This is a genomic window from Flavobacterium psychrolimnae (genome assembly GCF_003312425.1).
GTDB classification, from domain to species: Bacteria; Bacteroidota; Bacteroidia; order Flavobacteriales; family Flavobacteriaceae; genus Flavobacterium; species Flavobacterium psychrolimnae.
Genome location: NZ_QNUX01000006.1, coordinates 1 through 14,953, shown reverse-complemented (window position 1 = coordinate 14,953; position 14,953 = coordinate 1). Strand labels below are relative to the sequence as shown.

Below are 14,953 nucleotides of genomic sequence, written 5' to 3'. Positions count from 1 at the left end.
CTTCTGATAACCTAAAGATTAAAATAAATAAAATTATTTTCTGGTCAACATTCTTTTAATTTCATTGAGTTTCATCAGCGCTTCCATAGGCGTAATGGTATTGATGTCCAGATTTAAGATCTCTTCTTTGATTTCCTCCAACAAAGGATCATCCAGATTAAAGAAACTCATTTGCATCTCGTCCTTAGCGGCTTTAATTCCGTTCAGCGCATCGCTCGAATGATTCTTTTCTAATTTTTTCAAAAGCTTCTGTGCTTTCAAAATTACGATTTGAGGCATTCCGGCCATTTTTGCCACATGTATTCCAAAACTATGCGCACTTCCTCCTTTTACCAATTTTCGAATAAAAAGTACGGTATCTTTCAATTCTTTGACAGCCACATTATAATTTTGAATTCTAGGCAATGATTCGCTCATTTCATTCAACTCGTGATAATGCGTTGCAAACAAGGTCTTAGGTTGTGAAGGATGCTCGTGTAAAAATTCTGCAATTGCCCATGCGATTGAAATCCCGTCATAGGTGCTCGTTCCTCTTCCAATTTCGTCTAAAAGCACTAAACTCCTGTCAGAAATGTTATTCAAGATAGAAGCCGTTTCATTCATTTCGACCATAAAAGTAGACTCACCCATCGAAATATTATCACTCGCTCCTACTCTGGTAAATATCTTATCTACAATTCCCATTCTCACGCTATCCGCAGGCACGAAACTTCCCATTTGGCACAAAAGCACAATCAAAGCTGTTTGACGTAAAATAGCTGATTTTCCGGACATATTCGGACCCGTAATCATAATCAGCTGCTGGGTTTCTCTATCCAAGAAAACATCATTGGCAATATAAGGCATCCCAACCTGCAATTGCTTTTCGATAACAGGATGTCTTCCGTTTTTGATTTCCAATTCGTATGTTTCGTCTAGCTCCGGACACACATATTTATTCTCGATAGCTAATTGCGTGAAAGAACACAAACAATCCAGTTGCGCCACAAGATTAGCATTCATTTGAACCGGTTTTATATACGTAGCAATCCAGCTCACCAATTGTTCAAATAATTCTACTTCTATTTTGTGAATTTTTTCTTCGGCACCAAGTATTTTTGTTTCATATTCTTTTAATTCCTCCGTAATATATCGTTCTGCGTTAACTAAAGTCTGCTTTCGAATCCATTCAGTTGGAACTTTATCCTTGTGCATATTTCTTACTTCAATATAATATCCAAAAACGTTATTAAAAGAAATTTTCAACGAAGAAATTCCCGTTAATTGTGATTCCCGTTTTTCAATTCCTTCCAAAAATTCTTTTCCAGAAGTAGATATTGCCCGTAACTCATCTAATTCAGCATTAATTCCTTTGGCAATCGCATTTCCTTTGGCAATAGCCACAGGCGCATCTTGATTTAAAACCGTTTTGATTTTTTCACGCAACAATTCACAACTGTGCAAACTGTCACCAATTACTTTTACAGCTTCTTGCGGACTTTCTAACGCCAGAGTTTTTATTGGAATAATCGCATCTAATGATTCCTTCAAATAAACCACCTCGCGAGGCGATACTTTTCCGGCAGCTATTTTCGAAATCAAACGCTCCAAATCAGAAATTTGCTTGATTTGATTTTGTATATTTTTTAGAACACTTTGGTTTTCTTTTAAATAAGAAACCACTTGGTGCCGACCTTGAATTTTATGACTGTCTTTCAACGGCAATGCCAACCAACGTTTCAGTAAACGACCACCCATTGGCGAAAGCGTTTTATCAATAACATCCAGCAGCGTGACCGCATTTGGATTATAACTGTGGTACAATTCCAGATTACGAATCGTAAAACGGTCCATCCAGACATAAGCATCCTCGGCAATACGTTGAATTGCTGTTATATGCTGCACCTTATTGTGTTGTGTTTCGGACAAATAATACAAAATGGCTCCCGAAGCGATGATTCCTTCTTTCAATTCTTCGATTCCAAAACCTTTCAAAGAAATTGTCTGAAAATGCTTAGTCAGTGTTTCAAATGCGTAATCTTCTTTATAAATCCAATCCTCCAAATAAAAACTGTGATAATCATCTCCGAAAATTTCCCGGAAATCATTTTTATTGTTTTTTGGAATCAGAACCTCACTTGGATTAAAATTCTGCAAAAGTTTGTCAATATATTCGGCGTTTCCTTGAGCCGTCAAAAACTCTCCGGTGGAAACATCCAGAAAGGAAATTCCTATAGATTTATTTGTAAAATAAATGGAAGCCAAAAAATTATTTGTTTTGGACTGCAACACTTCGTCATTCATTGAAACTCCTGGAGTTACAAGTTCAGTAACACCGCGTTTCACGATAGTTTTAGTCATTTTAGGATCTTCAAGCTGATCACAAATGGCTACACGAAGTCCTGCTTTTACTAATTTTGGCAAATAAGTATTCAAAGAATGATGCGGAAAACCGGCAAGCGCCGTTTCTGTCTCAGAACCCGCTCCACGCTTGGTTAACACGATTCCTAAAATTTTAGAAGCACGCACAGCATCTTCACCAAATGTCTCATAAAAATCGCCCACACGAAACAACAAACACGCATCAGGATATTTCCTTTTTATCTCGTTGTATTGTTTCATTAACGGTGTTTCCTTAACTACTTTATCTTTAGATGCCAATGGTTTTGTGTTTGAAAAATTAAAAAATATTTAGGCGAATTTATAGATTTTTAAACAAAAATGCGGTCTCTTCAAAAAATTAAACTATTTTTTTAAGAAAAAATTAAGGCGTAAATTCTAATTTTTATATAGATTTGTAGATATTTTTAAAATTAAAGACACATGAAAAAAATAATTGCTTTAGCTATGCTAGTTGTATTAGGAGTTACTACTTCTAACGCACAAGAAACATCAAAAAAATTAAAAGCAACAAATACTAAAGTTGCTAATGCAAAAGTAAATGGAGCTGGAATGGTTTTCGTAACTGAAACTATTGATTACGGTACTGTAGCGTACAACTCTGATGGTCGTCGTGAATTTGTTTTCACTAATAACGGTAACAAACCATTGATCATTACTAATGCACAAGGTTCTTGTGGTTGTACTGTACCAACGTATCCAAAAGAGCCAATTGCTCCAGGTGCAAAAGGAGTTATTGGAGTAAAATATGATACGTCAAGAGCCGGTCAAGCATTTACAAAAACAGTTACTTTGACAACTAATGCAGTTGTACCAAGTAAAACACTTACAATAAAAGGAAATGTTTTAGCTGCTCCTGCTGCAAAAAGCTAAATTTTAACTCAATAGACAAAAAAGCTTCCATTAACTTCGGAAGCTTTTTTTTTGAATAATTTATAAAATATGAGAAAGCTTGAAAACAGTGAACTGGAACGAAAATCCATCGAGGCTTTTAAAAAATCTGAAAAAACACCACTTATTTTAGTATTGGATGACATTCGAAGCCTACACAATATTGGCTCCGTTTTTAGAACCGCAGATGCATTTCTAATTGAAAAAATATACTTATGCGGAATCACTGCCACACCTCCTAACAAGGAAATTCATAAAACCGCACTTGGAGCTACTGAAACTGTTGCTTGGGAACATCAAGAGAATGTTCTTGAAGTTATCGAAAAATTAAAAAAAGAAAACGTGATGACACTTGCCATAGAACAAGTGGAAAGCGCAATTTTTCTGCAAAATTTTGAGGTTAAAAAGGGAGAAAAATATGCTTTAGTTTTTGGAAACGAAGTCTATGGTGTTTCACAAGAAGCAGTTGCCTTGTGTGATGGCTCTATCGAAATTCCACAACTAGGCACCAAACATTCTTTGAATATTTCCGTAAGTGCCGGAATTGTAGTTTGGGATTTATTTCAAAAAATGAACTGGCCAAAATAGAAATTTAAAAAAACAGGAACAGCAATACCGTATCGTATGAGAATTAATACTTTCTTAAAAATAACAATAACTCTTTTATTATTTGTACCAATGGCAAACTATTCAGCCATTCCCATTTACACCCTAAAAAAAGACAGCGCTGTTATTCCTAGAAAAGCAATAAAATCATCTATTACAGCTGTTGCCCCCAGAATTACAGCGACAGGTAATCAAATTTACTGTACAGGAACTTCGGTAAAAATAGTGACCGATGTAAATATAACCGGCTCTGATGCAACTGACATTGGGACTGACGCGGTTTACATACAAATTTCTACAGGATATGTAAACGGACAGGATATAATCCAATTATCCAATCCAGCACTACACCCAAATATCGTCACCGAATGGAGTCCTCTTGAAGGAAAATTAAAATTATCCAGTGCTACTCCACCTGCACAAGTACTTTATTCAGACTTTATAAATGCAATCAAAGATGTTGTTTTTAACAATTCCTCTACAACTCCGTCTGGAAGCAGAACCTTTTCGATTACTCTTGGAGCAGCCAATTATTTACCTAGAAATGGTCACTATTATGAATATTTCCCAAACATAGGCATTAGCTGGACGGCCGCAAAAGCAGCCGCAGAACAGAAAAATTATTTTGGCCTTCAAGGATACTTAGCGACAATCACCGCTGCTGACGAAGCAAAAATAGCCGGAGAGCAAGCGTTAGGAAATGGTTGGATTGGCGGTAGTGATGTGGAAACGGAAGGCATTTGGAAATGGATGACAGGTCCAGAAAACGGAACTGTTTTTTGGAATGGCGGAATCAATGGCTCAGCGCCACCAAACCAATTTGCTTTTTGGAATAATGGCGAACCAAATAATAGTAATGGAAATGAGCATTATGTACACGTCAAAGCGCTTGATGTTCCAGGAACTCCTGGATCGTGGAACGATTTACAATTAAATGGAGACACTAGCGGAAATTACCAATCAAAGGGATATATTGTAGAATACGGGGGCATGCCTAATGACCCAATACTTGAAATTTCAGCCAGTACCACGATAATAATTCCTCAAATTACGGCTACTACTCCCGCTTCAAATTGCGGACCAGGAGATGTAACATTACAAGCAACGGCATCTGGCGGAACGATTAATTGGTATGATGCGGCAAGCTTTGGGAATTTAGTACACACAGGTAATAAGTACACTACCCCATTTTTAAATACAACAACAACTTATTATGTAGACGCAGGATGTTCCAATAACAGAACAGCTATTACCGCAACAATACATACTATTCCTAGCATAACATCTACCAATACCCCAGTTTCAAGATGTGGAGCAGGAGCTGTAACTCTTCAAGCAACTACCACTATTGGAACAGTTAATTGGTATTCGAGCTTAACTAGCTCCGCTATCATAGAAACTGGAACAAGTCTGACTGTACCCAATATTACACAAAACACAACATATTATGCCGAAGCCGTAAATAACGGATGTACAAACGGAAATCGGATTGCTGTTGACATCATAATTTACGATCCTCCGATAGTTACGGACGAAGAAATAATACTTTGTGAATCCGGCAGTTTAATCCTTGATGCAGCAATCCCTGATATGACGTATTCATGGTCTACCGGCGAAACCACGAAGACAATTCAGGTTACTGCACCAGGCATTTATAACGTAACGGTAACAAATAGCGCCAACTGTAGCAGCACCAAAAAAATCACTGTAATTGAACATGATACACCAAAAATCGACAGGATTGACGTCAATGAAACCACTGTTGTAATTTATTTAAAAAAACCAAAAGACTATTTTGAATATTCTGTTGACGGGATTAATTATCAAAGTTCGAATGTATTTTTCAATGTGGCAAGCGGCTTGCAAACAGCCTATGTGAGAGAAATAAATTCATGTGGAATTGACAGTGAAGCTTTTATAGTATTGATTGCTCCAAAATTTTTCACCCCAAACAATGATTCCTACAATGACGTATGGGAAATAAAAGGATTGGTCAATTATCCTGAGGCTGAAGTGAATATCTTTGATCGGCATGGTAAACTTATCACGAGATTGAATGCGGCTAAACCGTCATGGGATGGAACTTTCAATAAAAACCTACTTCCTGCTACCGATTATTGGTATGTCTTAAAAATTGATAGAAATAGTCATGAAAAAAGAGGTCATTTTTCCCTAAAAAGATAATTTACAAATCTTCTAATTCTAAACCTTTATCTTCTTTTGAATTTCACCTAAAATATACAGGTAATCTTCTTGATTTTTCACAAAATCACGATCCGAAACATCAATAATCAGAACATTCAAATCGGTTTGAGATTTGATATAATCAAGATAACCGCTATTGATTTTATCCAAATATTCAGCTGGAATTTTTTGTTCATAGCTTCTGCCGCGTTTCTTAATGTTTTGCAAAAGCCTTTCTGAATTTTGATACAAATAAATATACAAATCCGGTTTTGGCATTTCTCTGTAAATGATATCGAAAAGATTTCGGTACAAACGATATTCGTCTTCCGCCAAAGTTATTTTGGCAAAAATCAAGGATTTAAAAATATGATAATCGGCAACCAGAAAATCTTTAAACAAATCAAATTGCGCTAAATCATCCGATAATTGTTGGTATCTGTCCGCTAAAAAAGACATTTCAAGCGGAAACGCGTACCGGTTTTGATCTTTATAAAATTTAGGCAAAAATGGATTATCGGCAAAACGTTCCAAAACTGTTTTCGCATTAAAATCCTCTGAAATTTTTGTAGCCAACGTTGTTTTTCCCGCCCCAATATTTCCTTCAAAAGCAACGTAATTAAATTGTTCCAGCGGAATATTTTGCAACGGACTAATTAATTCTTGAACTACTATACAAACACTTTCATCCGGTGACAAAGCCAATAATTCCGAAATGTTTTTTTGAAGAATTGGATGTTTCCAATCTAAATTCAAATCCTGAATGGGCAACAAAACAAAATTCCTATTTTGCATCAAAGGATGTGGAATTTGGAGTTTTTCCGTCGCAATAATTTCTGAATCGAATGCAATTAAGTCAATATCAATGATGCGCGATTGATATTCTTGGGTTTTATTTCGCAAGCGACCCAAACGCTTTTCGATTTTTAACACTTGAGCCAAAATTTTATGAGCGGAGGAAAAAGTATGCAAAACCAAAGCACAATTATAAAAAGCATCACTTTCAAAACCCCAAGCTGGAGTTTCGTATAATTTGGAAACTTTGAGAACCGTACCAATTTCCTGGTGTATCAATTCCAAGCAATGCTCAATATTTTCTAAACGATTGCCTTGATTGCTTCCTATCGATAAAATGACCTGATGTTGTGATTTCATAATTAGGTGCAAATTAACTAAAAGAATTTTAGAATAAGCAATATATTTGTATCCTCTGTTGATATTTAAACCTAGAAATTCTAAACCATTGTTTGTAACATTTCTATGTTTTATGCGACTTATTAAAAAAATATAATTATGAAATTTTTAGGAAATGTATTGGCTACCATTATAGGTATTTTTGTTTTTTTCATGTTGTTCTTTTTTGGAATTATCCTTATTGGAGCCATTTTTGGTGGTGAATCTGAAGGTGTTGTGGTAAAAAATAATTCGGTAATCGAATTGAATTTAGAAGACATCCGAAATGATTATGCCGGAAAATATAAAGATCCTTGGATGACTATTTTTTCAGAAAACAAAAAAGTAGGTTTATCAGACATTATTAATGCTATCGAAGAGGCAAAATCAGATAATGACATCAAAGGAATCTCTATTTTAAATAACGTTTCTTCACTGGGAATGGCACAAAGTAAAGCCTTGAGAGATGCTCTGGAAAGCTTTAAAAAATCAGGAAAATTCGTTATGGCTTATGCCAATTCGTATTCACAAAAAGAATATTATCTAAATTCTATTGCAAGCCCAATTTACATCAATCCGGTTGGAGATATGGATTTCAAAGGATTGTCCTCTGAAATTATGTTCTTTAAGGATTTTCAGGAGAAATCAGGGTTAAAAATGGAAGTCATCCGTCATGGAAAATATAAAAGTGCTGTTGAACCATTTTTAGAAAATAAAATGAGTGATGCCAACAGAGAGCAAACTACCGCATTATTAAATTCAGTTTGGAATTCAATTACTGCTGACATCGCAAAAAGCCGAAATATATCAGTAGCAAAATTGAATGAAATCGCTAACGGACTTCTTGCCCGAACTCCGGAAATGGCAAAATCTCAAAAATTAGTTGACATTATTGCTTATGAAGATGTATATCATAACGCGATAAAAAAAGCACTTAAAGTAGCCAATGACGAAGACTATAACAAAGTATCTGTTGTAGATTATGCTCAAAAAGTAGCTACTACATCACAAACTTTTGACAGTAAAGATGAAATCGCTATTATTTATGCGCAAGGAGAAATTCTAGGTGGCGAAGGCGATGTGAACGTTATTGGTGAAGGTTCGATGCGTCGCTCGTTACAAGAAGCTCGAAAAAACAAAAATGTAAAAGCAATTGTACTTCGCATCGACAGCCCTGGAGGAAGCGCTTTGACTTCAGATTTGATTTGGAGAGAAATTGAATTGACAAAGAAAGTTAAACCGATCGTGGTTTCTATGGGTAATTATGCAGCTTCTGGCGGATATTATATTGCTTGTAACGCAAATACCATTTTTGCTGAAGAAAACACAATTACTGGTTCTATAGGCGTTTTTGGAATATTACCAAACTTTACACCATTGGCCACTAAAATAGGAATTTACACAGAACAAGTGAAAACCCATGAAAATTCCGCTAATTATAGCCCTTTTGTTCCAATAGATGAAAAATTCAAAGCCGTTACCTTAGAAGGTGTAGAACATATCTACAAAACTTTTGTTGCTCATGTAGCACAAGGTCGAAAAATGACATTTGCGCAAGTGGACGCTATTGCACAAGGAAGAGTTTGGACAGGTTCTGAAGCTCTAAAAATTGGACTGGTAGACAAAATTGGAGGCTTAGATGATGCAATTGCAAAAGCAGCTTCTTTGGCAAAAACAAAAAGTTACCGTACCCAAAACTATCCGGAATATGAGAAAAATTTCGATGATCTTTTAGCTAATCTTCCTTTTGCAAAATCGAAAGCTGATTTCATAAAAGAAGAAATTGGAGAAGAAAATTATCGTATGATGCAGGAAATAAAAAAACTGCAAGCACGAAAAGGAATTCAAGCGATTATGCCGTTTGAAATCAAAATCAATTAATAGATAAAATACCCGATAAAAATCCGTTTAAATAATCATTTGAACGGATTTTTTTTTAAATCTAAAATGCAAACTATCCTGATGTATCCTGCTATTTGTGAAAGGAATGCATACTCCTAAATTATATTCCACTATTTTTGTGGTTAGAGGGCATCATTTTTGCTGAATTTATAAATCTAAAGAAAATCAAATTATGCTAAAAACAATTTTAAAAATTATTGGAGTCCTGATTATCCTATTCTTAGTCGCTTTATTTGCTATCCCATACTTTTTTGAAGATCAAATAAAAGCTAAAATTGCCGAAGCTATCAATGAAAAAGTAGACGCACGAGTTACTTTTTCGGATGTGGATTTAAGTTTAATCAAAAGTTTTCCAAATGCAAATGTTTCGCTGGAACAACTAGTGATTGTAAACAAAGCTCCTTTTGAGGGCGATACATTAGTTTCATTAGGCGAAATAGATTTGAAAATGTCCATCAAAGAATTATTCAAAGGAAAAGAGGAAGCCATAAAAATTGACGGAATTACTTCAAAAAACGGACTGATTAATATCATTTTCAATAAAGACGGAATCGGGAATTATGATATCGCCATAAAAAATAAAGAAACAGAAAAGGCTGGCAAAGGTGATCCTTTATCGCTGACGATCAAAAATTACTCTATTGAGAATTTCAAATTTCGCTACTTTGACGAAAAATCTAAAATCAAAATGGTAATTGACAGCATAAATCATGAAGGTGTTGGAGATTTTGCAGCACAAAAATTAGATTTAGTTACCAAGTCAACTGCAAAAATCACGTTGGACATGGACAAAGTAAATTATATGAAAGATGTGGCTTTGACTTTAGACGCTGTTTTAGGAATTGATTTAGAAAAAAGCCAATATACTTTCAAAGAAAACAAAGCATTAATCAATCAATTACCGCTGGAATTTGATGGATTTATTCAAATGGTGGAAGCGGGTCAACAGTACGATTTGAAATTTAAAACCCCAACTTCATCTTTCAAAAATTTCCTTGGAGTTATTCCCGCAGCATATGCTTCCAGTTTAAATAACGTAAAAACAACCGGCGACTTTACTGTTGTAGGTTTTGCAAAAGGACTTTATTCTGATACGAGCGTTCCAAAATTTAATATTGAAATCGCTTCCAATAACGCTTCGTTTAAGTATCCTAACTTACCTAAGACCGTTCAAAATATCATTATAGACACTAAAATTGTAAATGAAACTGGTATATTAAATGACACCTATGTCAATATTGATCAGCTTTCTTTCAAAATAGATCAGGATGTTTTTAATGCCAAAGCAAACATTAGAAACATTACTCAAAATGCGATTGTTGATGCCGCTTTAAAAGGAACTATCAATTTAGCCAATCTTTCGAAAGCCTATCCTATAAAGCTGGACAAGCCATTATCCGGGATTTTAAACGCTGATGTTACTACCAAATTCGACATGCAATCAGTTGAGAAAAGCCAGTATCAAAACATTAACAATGCCGGAACCATGAGTTTATCCGGTTTCAACTATGTGGATGAAAACGGCAAAACAATGAAGATTAGCAATGCGTTGGTTCAGTTTAATCCTAGCCAAGTCAATTTGAAACAACTGAACGCAACGACAGGAAAAAGCGATATTAGTGTAACGGGAGTTTTAGAGAATTTTTACGGATTTATATTTAGAAACCAAGAATTGAAAGGAAATTTCAACATGAATTCTAAACAATTGGCTGTTGATGATTTTATGACAACCGGTGAAACCACTAAAACCAGAACTAAAAAAGCAGAGGCAATGAAGATTCCTACTTTCTTAAATTGTACGCTTAACGCAAAAGCGACTACGGTTTTATATGATAATTTGACTCTGAAAGATGTTTCGGGAAAACTAATCGTGAAAGACGAAAAAGTGACTTTAGAAAATGTAAAAACCTCAATTTTTGGTGGAACAATTGGAGTAAATGGAGCTGTTTCCACAAAAGGAAAAACGCCAGTTTTCAATATGGATTTAAAATTAAATCAAGTTGATATTGCGCAGTCGTTCACCCAACTGGACATGTTGAAAAAAATTGCGCCAATTGCCGGAATCATCAATGGAAAATTAAATTCAAGTATCAAATTGAACGGGAATCTTGATGCTACCGAACTTACTCCTGACTTGAAAACGCTGACTGGTGATTTATTGGGACAATTGCTTTCTACGACTGTAAACTCCAGTAATTCGACTTTACTGACCGCTTTAGGTGCTAACTTGAAATTTATTGATGTGAGTAAAATAAATTTGAATGATTTGAAAGCAGCAATTACATTCAAAGATGGAAAAGTAAATGTAAAACCATTTGACATCAAGTACAAAGATATCAAAGCAACTATCGGAGGAACTCATGGTTTTGACCAAAGCATGAATTACAATTTAAAATTTGATGTTCCTGCTAAATATTTAGGCTCGGAGGCCAATGCATTAATAGCAAAATTATCTGCTGCTGATGCTGCTAAATTAGAAAGTTTCCCGATAAATGCCGTATTAGCCGGTAATTTTACGAATCCTAAAATCACCACGGATATTAATAGTGCGGTAACTAAATTGACGACTCAATTGGTTAACCAACAAAAAGACAGACTGGTAAAACAAGGAACTTCGGCTTTGACGGATTATATCAATAAAAACAAGAAACCCGGAGATACTACTAAAACAACCACTCCTGCTGTGCCAGCGACTAAGGAAGAAGTAAAAGCGAAAGCCTCTGAATTATTAAATGGATTGTTTAATAGAAAGAAAAAAGTAGACACTACAAAAGCGAACTAAGAACACTTTATGAAGCAAAAAAAAGAGGAATTTCACTACGTGACATTCCTCTTTTTTATTGAATTTTATACTTGAATCTAAACAACGAAACTATTTGCTTTTGAGATTTTACCATTAAGGAATTAAGAAAAATTAAGCTCTAAATCTTAATGAAACTTAATTTCTTAATGGTTAAAAAAACCTGTGTTTCTTATACTTTAATCGTTACCACATATCCTTCCGAACCACGAATATTAAAAACTGTTTCATTCTCAAAAAGTAAATATTGCCCTTTTATTCCGGTAAGTTTTCCTTGAAAATGAGGTGTTTTATACAAGCTCAAACTATTTACCTTACTTGGATACTGTAAAACGGGATAATGCATCTCGTACAAATCATTTTTCTGCGAATAAAAGTATTCCTGAACTTCCGTTGGAATCAAATTCTCAACCTTTAATCGTTCTGCAATTAAGTCAATTTGTTCGACATTATTCGTCAGCATTTTTCTCCAATTGGTTTTATCGGCATAATGATTTTTCAACGCCACCTCGGTAATTCCTGCTAAATAGCGATTCGGAACTTCCACAATTGAAATCGCTTGGGTTGCGCCTTGATCAATCCATCGGGTTGGCATTTGCGTTTTTCTGGTCACTCCTACTTTGACTTCGCTGGATAAGGCCAGATACACAATATGCGGCTGTAATTGCACTTTTTCTTCATACGCCAAATCACGATCCTGAATTCCAAGATGAGCGGTACTCAGCTCCGGTTTCATAATCCAATCACCAACAGCAGCACTGGAATAGAAACAATCGTAACAAAATCCCTGACGGAAAATTTTTTTCTTTTTCCCACAATTCAAACATTGGTATCCCACAAAATTGATCTCAATCTCTTTATTCAGCAACTGATTCACATTTAAAAATCCATTCTCAAAAACCAAATAATATTGAATTGGGTTTCCAAATTCGGTTTGCATTTTGGTAAGTACGCCTTCGTATGTCATTATGATTTTAGATTGTTGATTAACGATTTCTGATTTTAGATTTAGTACTTCCAATTATTAGAATCCCTGTCCTGAGTTAAAATCTTTACTATAATATAGAATTGTTTTTTATAAAAAAACACTATTTTTGATACTTTGACAAAGTTAGTATTTGTCAATCGATATTCAAATCTTATATTTCAGCATTTTCCCAATAGAAAAAAATCTGAAATATAAAATCGTTAATCAACAATCTTAAATCTATATGCCTCTAACCATAATCAATTCGTTTGCTTCTTGGGTTCTTAAACAAAGAATTCATCAGATCGAACTTTTCTTGAAATATCCAAATGAAGTTCAGGAAGAATTGCTTATGAATTTAATTCAGTCTTCTAAAAACACTGTTTTAGGCAAGCAATATGATTTTACTACAATAAAATCCTATGCGAATTTTGCAGAGCGAGTTCCCATTTCGACGTACGAAGAATTGCAGCCATTGATTGAAAGAACACGTAAAGGCGAACAAAATGTTTTTTGGGAAGAACCAATAAAATGGTTTGCCAAATCAAGCGGAACTACTAATGCAAAAAGTAAATTTATTCCGGTAAGCAATGAAGCGCTAGAAGATTGTCATTACAAAGGAAGTAAGGATTTGTTGTGTTTGTATTTGAATAACAACGAGGATTCCGAACTGTTTTTGGGGAAAAGTCTGCGTCTTGGCGGAAGTTCCCAAATCTATGAGGACAACAACACGTTTTTTGGCGATTTATCCGCAATTTTAATCGAAAACATGCCTATTTGGGCGGAGTTCAGCAGTACACCAAGCAACAAAATTTCCTTGATGAGCGAATGGGAAACTAAAATTGCAGCTATTATAAACGAAACGAAAAACGAAAATGTAACCAGTTTTGCCGGAGTTCCTTCTTGGATGTTAGTTCTGATGAATAAAATGCTGGAAGAAACCGGAAAAGGAAATCTATTCGAACTTTGGCCAAATTTGGAAGTGTACTTTCACGGAGGCGTAAATTTTGAACCGTACCGCGAACAATACCAAAAAATACTCCCTAAAAAAGAGTTTAAATATTACGAAATATACAATGCATCTGAAGGCTTTTTTGCCATTCAGGATTTAAATAATTCCAGTGATTTATTGTTAATGTTGGATTACGGAATTTTTTATGAGTTCATTCCAATGGATACTTTTGGGACACCGGATCAAAAAGTAATTCGATTAGCAGATGTAGAATTGTTCAAAAATTATGCTTTGGTAATCACAACGAATTCTGGCTTGTGGCGCTATTTGATTGGCGATACCGTTCGTTTTACATCATTGAATCCATATCGAATTCGGGTGACGGGAAGAACAAAGCATCACATTAATGTTTTTGGAGAAGAATTGATGGTCGAAAATACCGATCAGGCTATTGCCAAAGCGTGTAAACTAACCCAAACCGAAGTGGTTGATTACACCGTTGCGCCTATATTTATGGAAGGCAAAGAAAAAGGCGCACATGAATGGATGATTGAATTTAAAAACCCTCCTGCTGATGTATCACAATTCCAGAAAGCATTAGATGAATCTATACAATCCTTAAACTCGGATTACGAAGCGAAACGCTACAACAACATGACGTTAAATCCGTTAGTAATCAATGTAGCTCGAAAAAATTTGTTTTATGATTGGTTAAAAGACCGAGATAAATTGGGCGGACAACACAAAATTCCAAGATTATCCAACCAAAGGGATTATTTGGAACAACTGAAAAACATGCAGTTTCAAAGCGTATAAAAATAATTAAAAAGATGAAAAACACCTTCTACATCTTGATTGCACTTTTTGTATTGAGTTCCTGCGGACCGCACAGAATGAGTTGTGGTGCCAGAGGAATTTGTAAATCTCCTGAAAAACAAACAACAGAAAAACCTGAAAAAGCGTTTACCGTTAAAGCATAAAAAAGGCTGTACAAAAATGATGAACTGCCCCCAAAAAGTTAGACACTATTTGGGGGTATTTTTATGGAAAGAAAAGTCAAATACAATTATGAATTTAAACTTCGCTGTGTAGAAGAAGT

General features: G+C 35.0%; 10 protein-coding genes. 7 read left to right on the top strand and 3 right to left on the bottom strand.

The window, feature by feature from the left end:
- Positions 1 to 33: 33 nt before the first annotated feature.
- Positions 34 to 2,640 carry a DNA mismatch repair protein MutS gene (mutS, locus tag DR980_RS07630; RefSeq protein ID WP_167400547.1) on the bottom strand — a complete coding sequence of 869 codons (2,607 nt, stop codon included), beginning with the start codon at positions 2,638 to 2,640 and terminating at the stop codon, positions 34 to 36.
- Positions 2,641 to 2,802: 162 nt separating this feature from the next.
- Here mutS and DR980_RS07625 point away from each other — a divergent pair, with 162 nt between their 5' ends.
- From DR980_RS07625 to DR980_RS07615, 3 genes are all read left to right on the top strand, one after another.
- Positions 2,803 to 3,252 carry a DUF1573 domain-containing protein gene (locus DR980_RS07625; protein ID WP_113634658.1) on the top strand — a complete coding sequence of 150 codons (450 nt, stop codon included), beginning with the start codon at positions 2,803 to 2,805 and terminating at the stop codon, positions 3,250 to 3,252.
- Positions 3,253 to 3,321: 69 nt separating this feature from the next.
- Positions 3,322 to 3,858, top strand: coding sequence for an RNA methyltransferase (locus DR980_RS07620; RefSeq protein WP_113634656.1), 537 nt, complete (start codon positions 3,322 to 3,324; stop codon positions 3,856 to 3,858).
- Positions 3,859 to 3,948: 90 nt separating this feature from the next.
- Positions 3,949 to 6,060 (top strand): Ig-like domain-containing protein, encoded by a 2,112-nt coding sequence (locus tag DR980_RS07615; protein WP_244199276.1) that lies wholly within the window; start codon positions 3,949 to 3,951, stop codon positions 6,058 to 6,060.
- A gap of 18 nt (positions 6,061 to 6,078) precedes the next feature.
- On the opposite strand, the gene folK is transcribed toward DR980_RS07615, so the two are convergent.
- Positions 6,079 to 7,215: a 2-amino-4-hydroxy-6-hydroxymethyldihydropteridine diphosphokinase gene (gene folK, locus DR980_RS07610; protein ID WP_113634651.1), complete on the bottom strand. Its 1,137-nt coding sequence runs from the start codon at positions 7,213 to 7,215 to the stop codon at positions 6,079 to 6,081.
- A gap of 138 nt (positions 7,216 to 7,353) precedes the next feature.
- On the opposite strand from folK, the gene sppA reads away from it, so the two are divergent.
- Complete coding sequence (gene sppA / locus DR980_RS07605) at positions 7,354 to 9,114, top strand: signal peptide peptidase SppA (protein WP_113634649.1); 1,761 nt, start codon at positions 7,354 to 7,356, stop codon at positions 9,112 to 9,114.
- Between the two features lie 193 nt (positions 9,115 to 9,307).
- Complete coding sequence (locus DR980_RS07600; RefSeq protein ID WP_113634647.1) at positions 9,308 to 11,917, top strand: AsmA-like C-terminal region-containing protein; 2,610 nt, start codon at positions 9,308 to 9,310, stop codon at positions 11,915 to 11,917.
- A 190-nt stretch (positions 11,918 to 12,107) separates the two neighbouring features.
- Here DR980_RS07600 and DR980_RS07595 read toward each other — a convergent pair whose 3' ends face one another.
- Positions 12,108 to 12,902, bottom strand: a complete 795-nt coding sequence (locus DR980_RS07595; RefSeq protein ID WP_113635040.1) for a DUF2797 domain-containing protein — start codon at positions 12,900 to 12,902, stop codon at positions 12,108 to 12,110.
- A gap of 244 nt (positions 12,903 to 13,146) precedes the next feature.
- Here DR980_RS07595 and DR980_RS07590 point away from each other — a divergent pair, with 244 nt between their 5' ends.
- Together DR980_RS07590 and DR980_RS16335 are read left to right on the top strand one after the other, a co-directional pair.
- The gene (locus DR980_RS07590) at positions 13,147 to 14,670 is read left to right on the top strand and encodes a GH3 auxin-responsive promoter family protein (protein ID WP_113634644.1); all 1,524 of its coding nucleotides are present in this window, start codon (positions 13,147 to 13,149) and stop codon (positions 14,668 to 14,670) included.
- A 14-nt stretch (positions 14,671 to 14,684) separates the two neighbouring features.
- Positions 14,685 to 14,834: a hypothetical protein gene (locus DR980_RS16335; RefSeq protein ID WP_167400546.1), complete on the top strand. Its 150-nt coding sequence runs from the start codon at positions 14,685 to 14,687 to the stop codon at positions 14,832 to 14,834.
- Positions 14,835 to 14,953 lie beyond the last annotated feature (119 nt).

Coding starts and splice junctions, on each gene's coding strand:
- DR980_RS07625 (WP_113634658.1), top strand. CDS start 2,803: ATGAAAAAAATAATTGCTTTAGCTATGCTAGTTGTATTAGGAGTTACT.
- DR980_RS07620 (WP_113634656.1), top strand. CDS start 3,322: ATGAGAAAGCTTGAAAACAGTGAACTGGAACGAAAATCCATCGAGGCT.
- DR980_RS07615 (WP_244199276.1), top strand. CDS start 3,949: ATGGCAAACTATTCAGCCATTCCCATTTACACCCTAAAAAAAGACAGC.
- folK (WP_113634651.1), bottom strand. CDS start 7,215: ATGAAATCACAACATCAGGTCATTTTATCGATAGGAAGCAATCAAGGC.
- sppA (WP_113634649.1), top strand. CDS start 7,354: ATGAAATTTTTAGGAAATGTATTGGCTACCATTATAGGTATTTTTGTT.
- DR980_RS07600 (WP_113634647.1), top strand. CDS start 9,308: ATGCTAAAAACAATTTTAAAAATTATTGGAGTCCTGATTATCCTATTC.
- DR980_RS07595 (WP_113635040.1), bottom strand. CDS start 12,902: ATGACATACGAAGGCGTACTTACCAAAATGCAAACCGAATTTGGAAAC.
- DR980_RS07590 (WP_113634644.1), top strand. CDS start 13,147: ATGCCTCTAACCATAATCAATTCGTTTGCTTCTTGGGTTCTTAAACAA.
- DR980_RS16335 (WP_167400546.1), top strand. CDS start 14,685: ATGAAAAACACCTTCTACATCTTGATTGCACTTTTTGTATTGAGTTCC.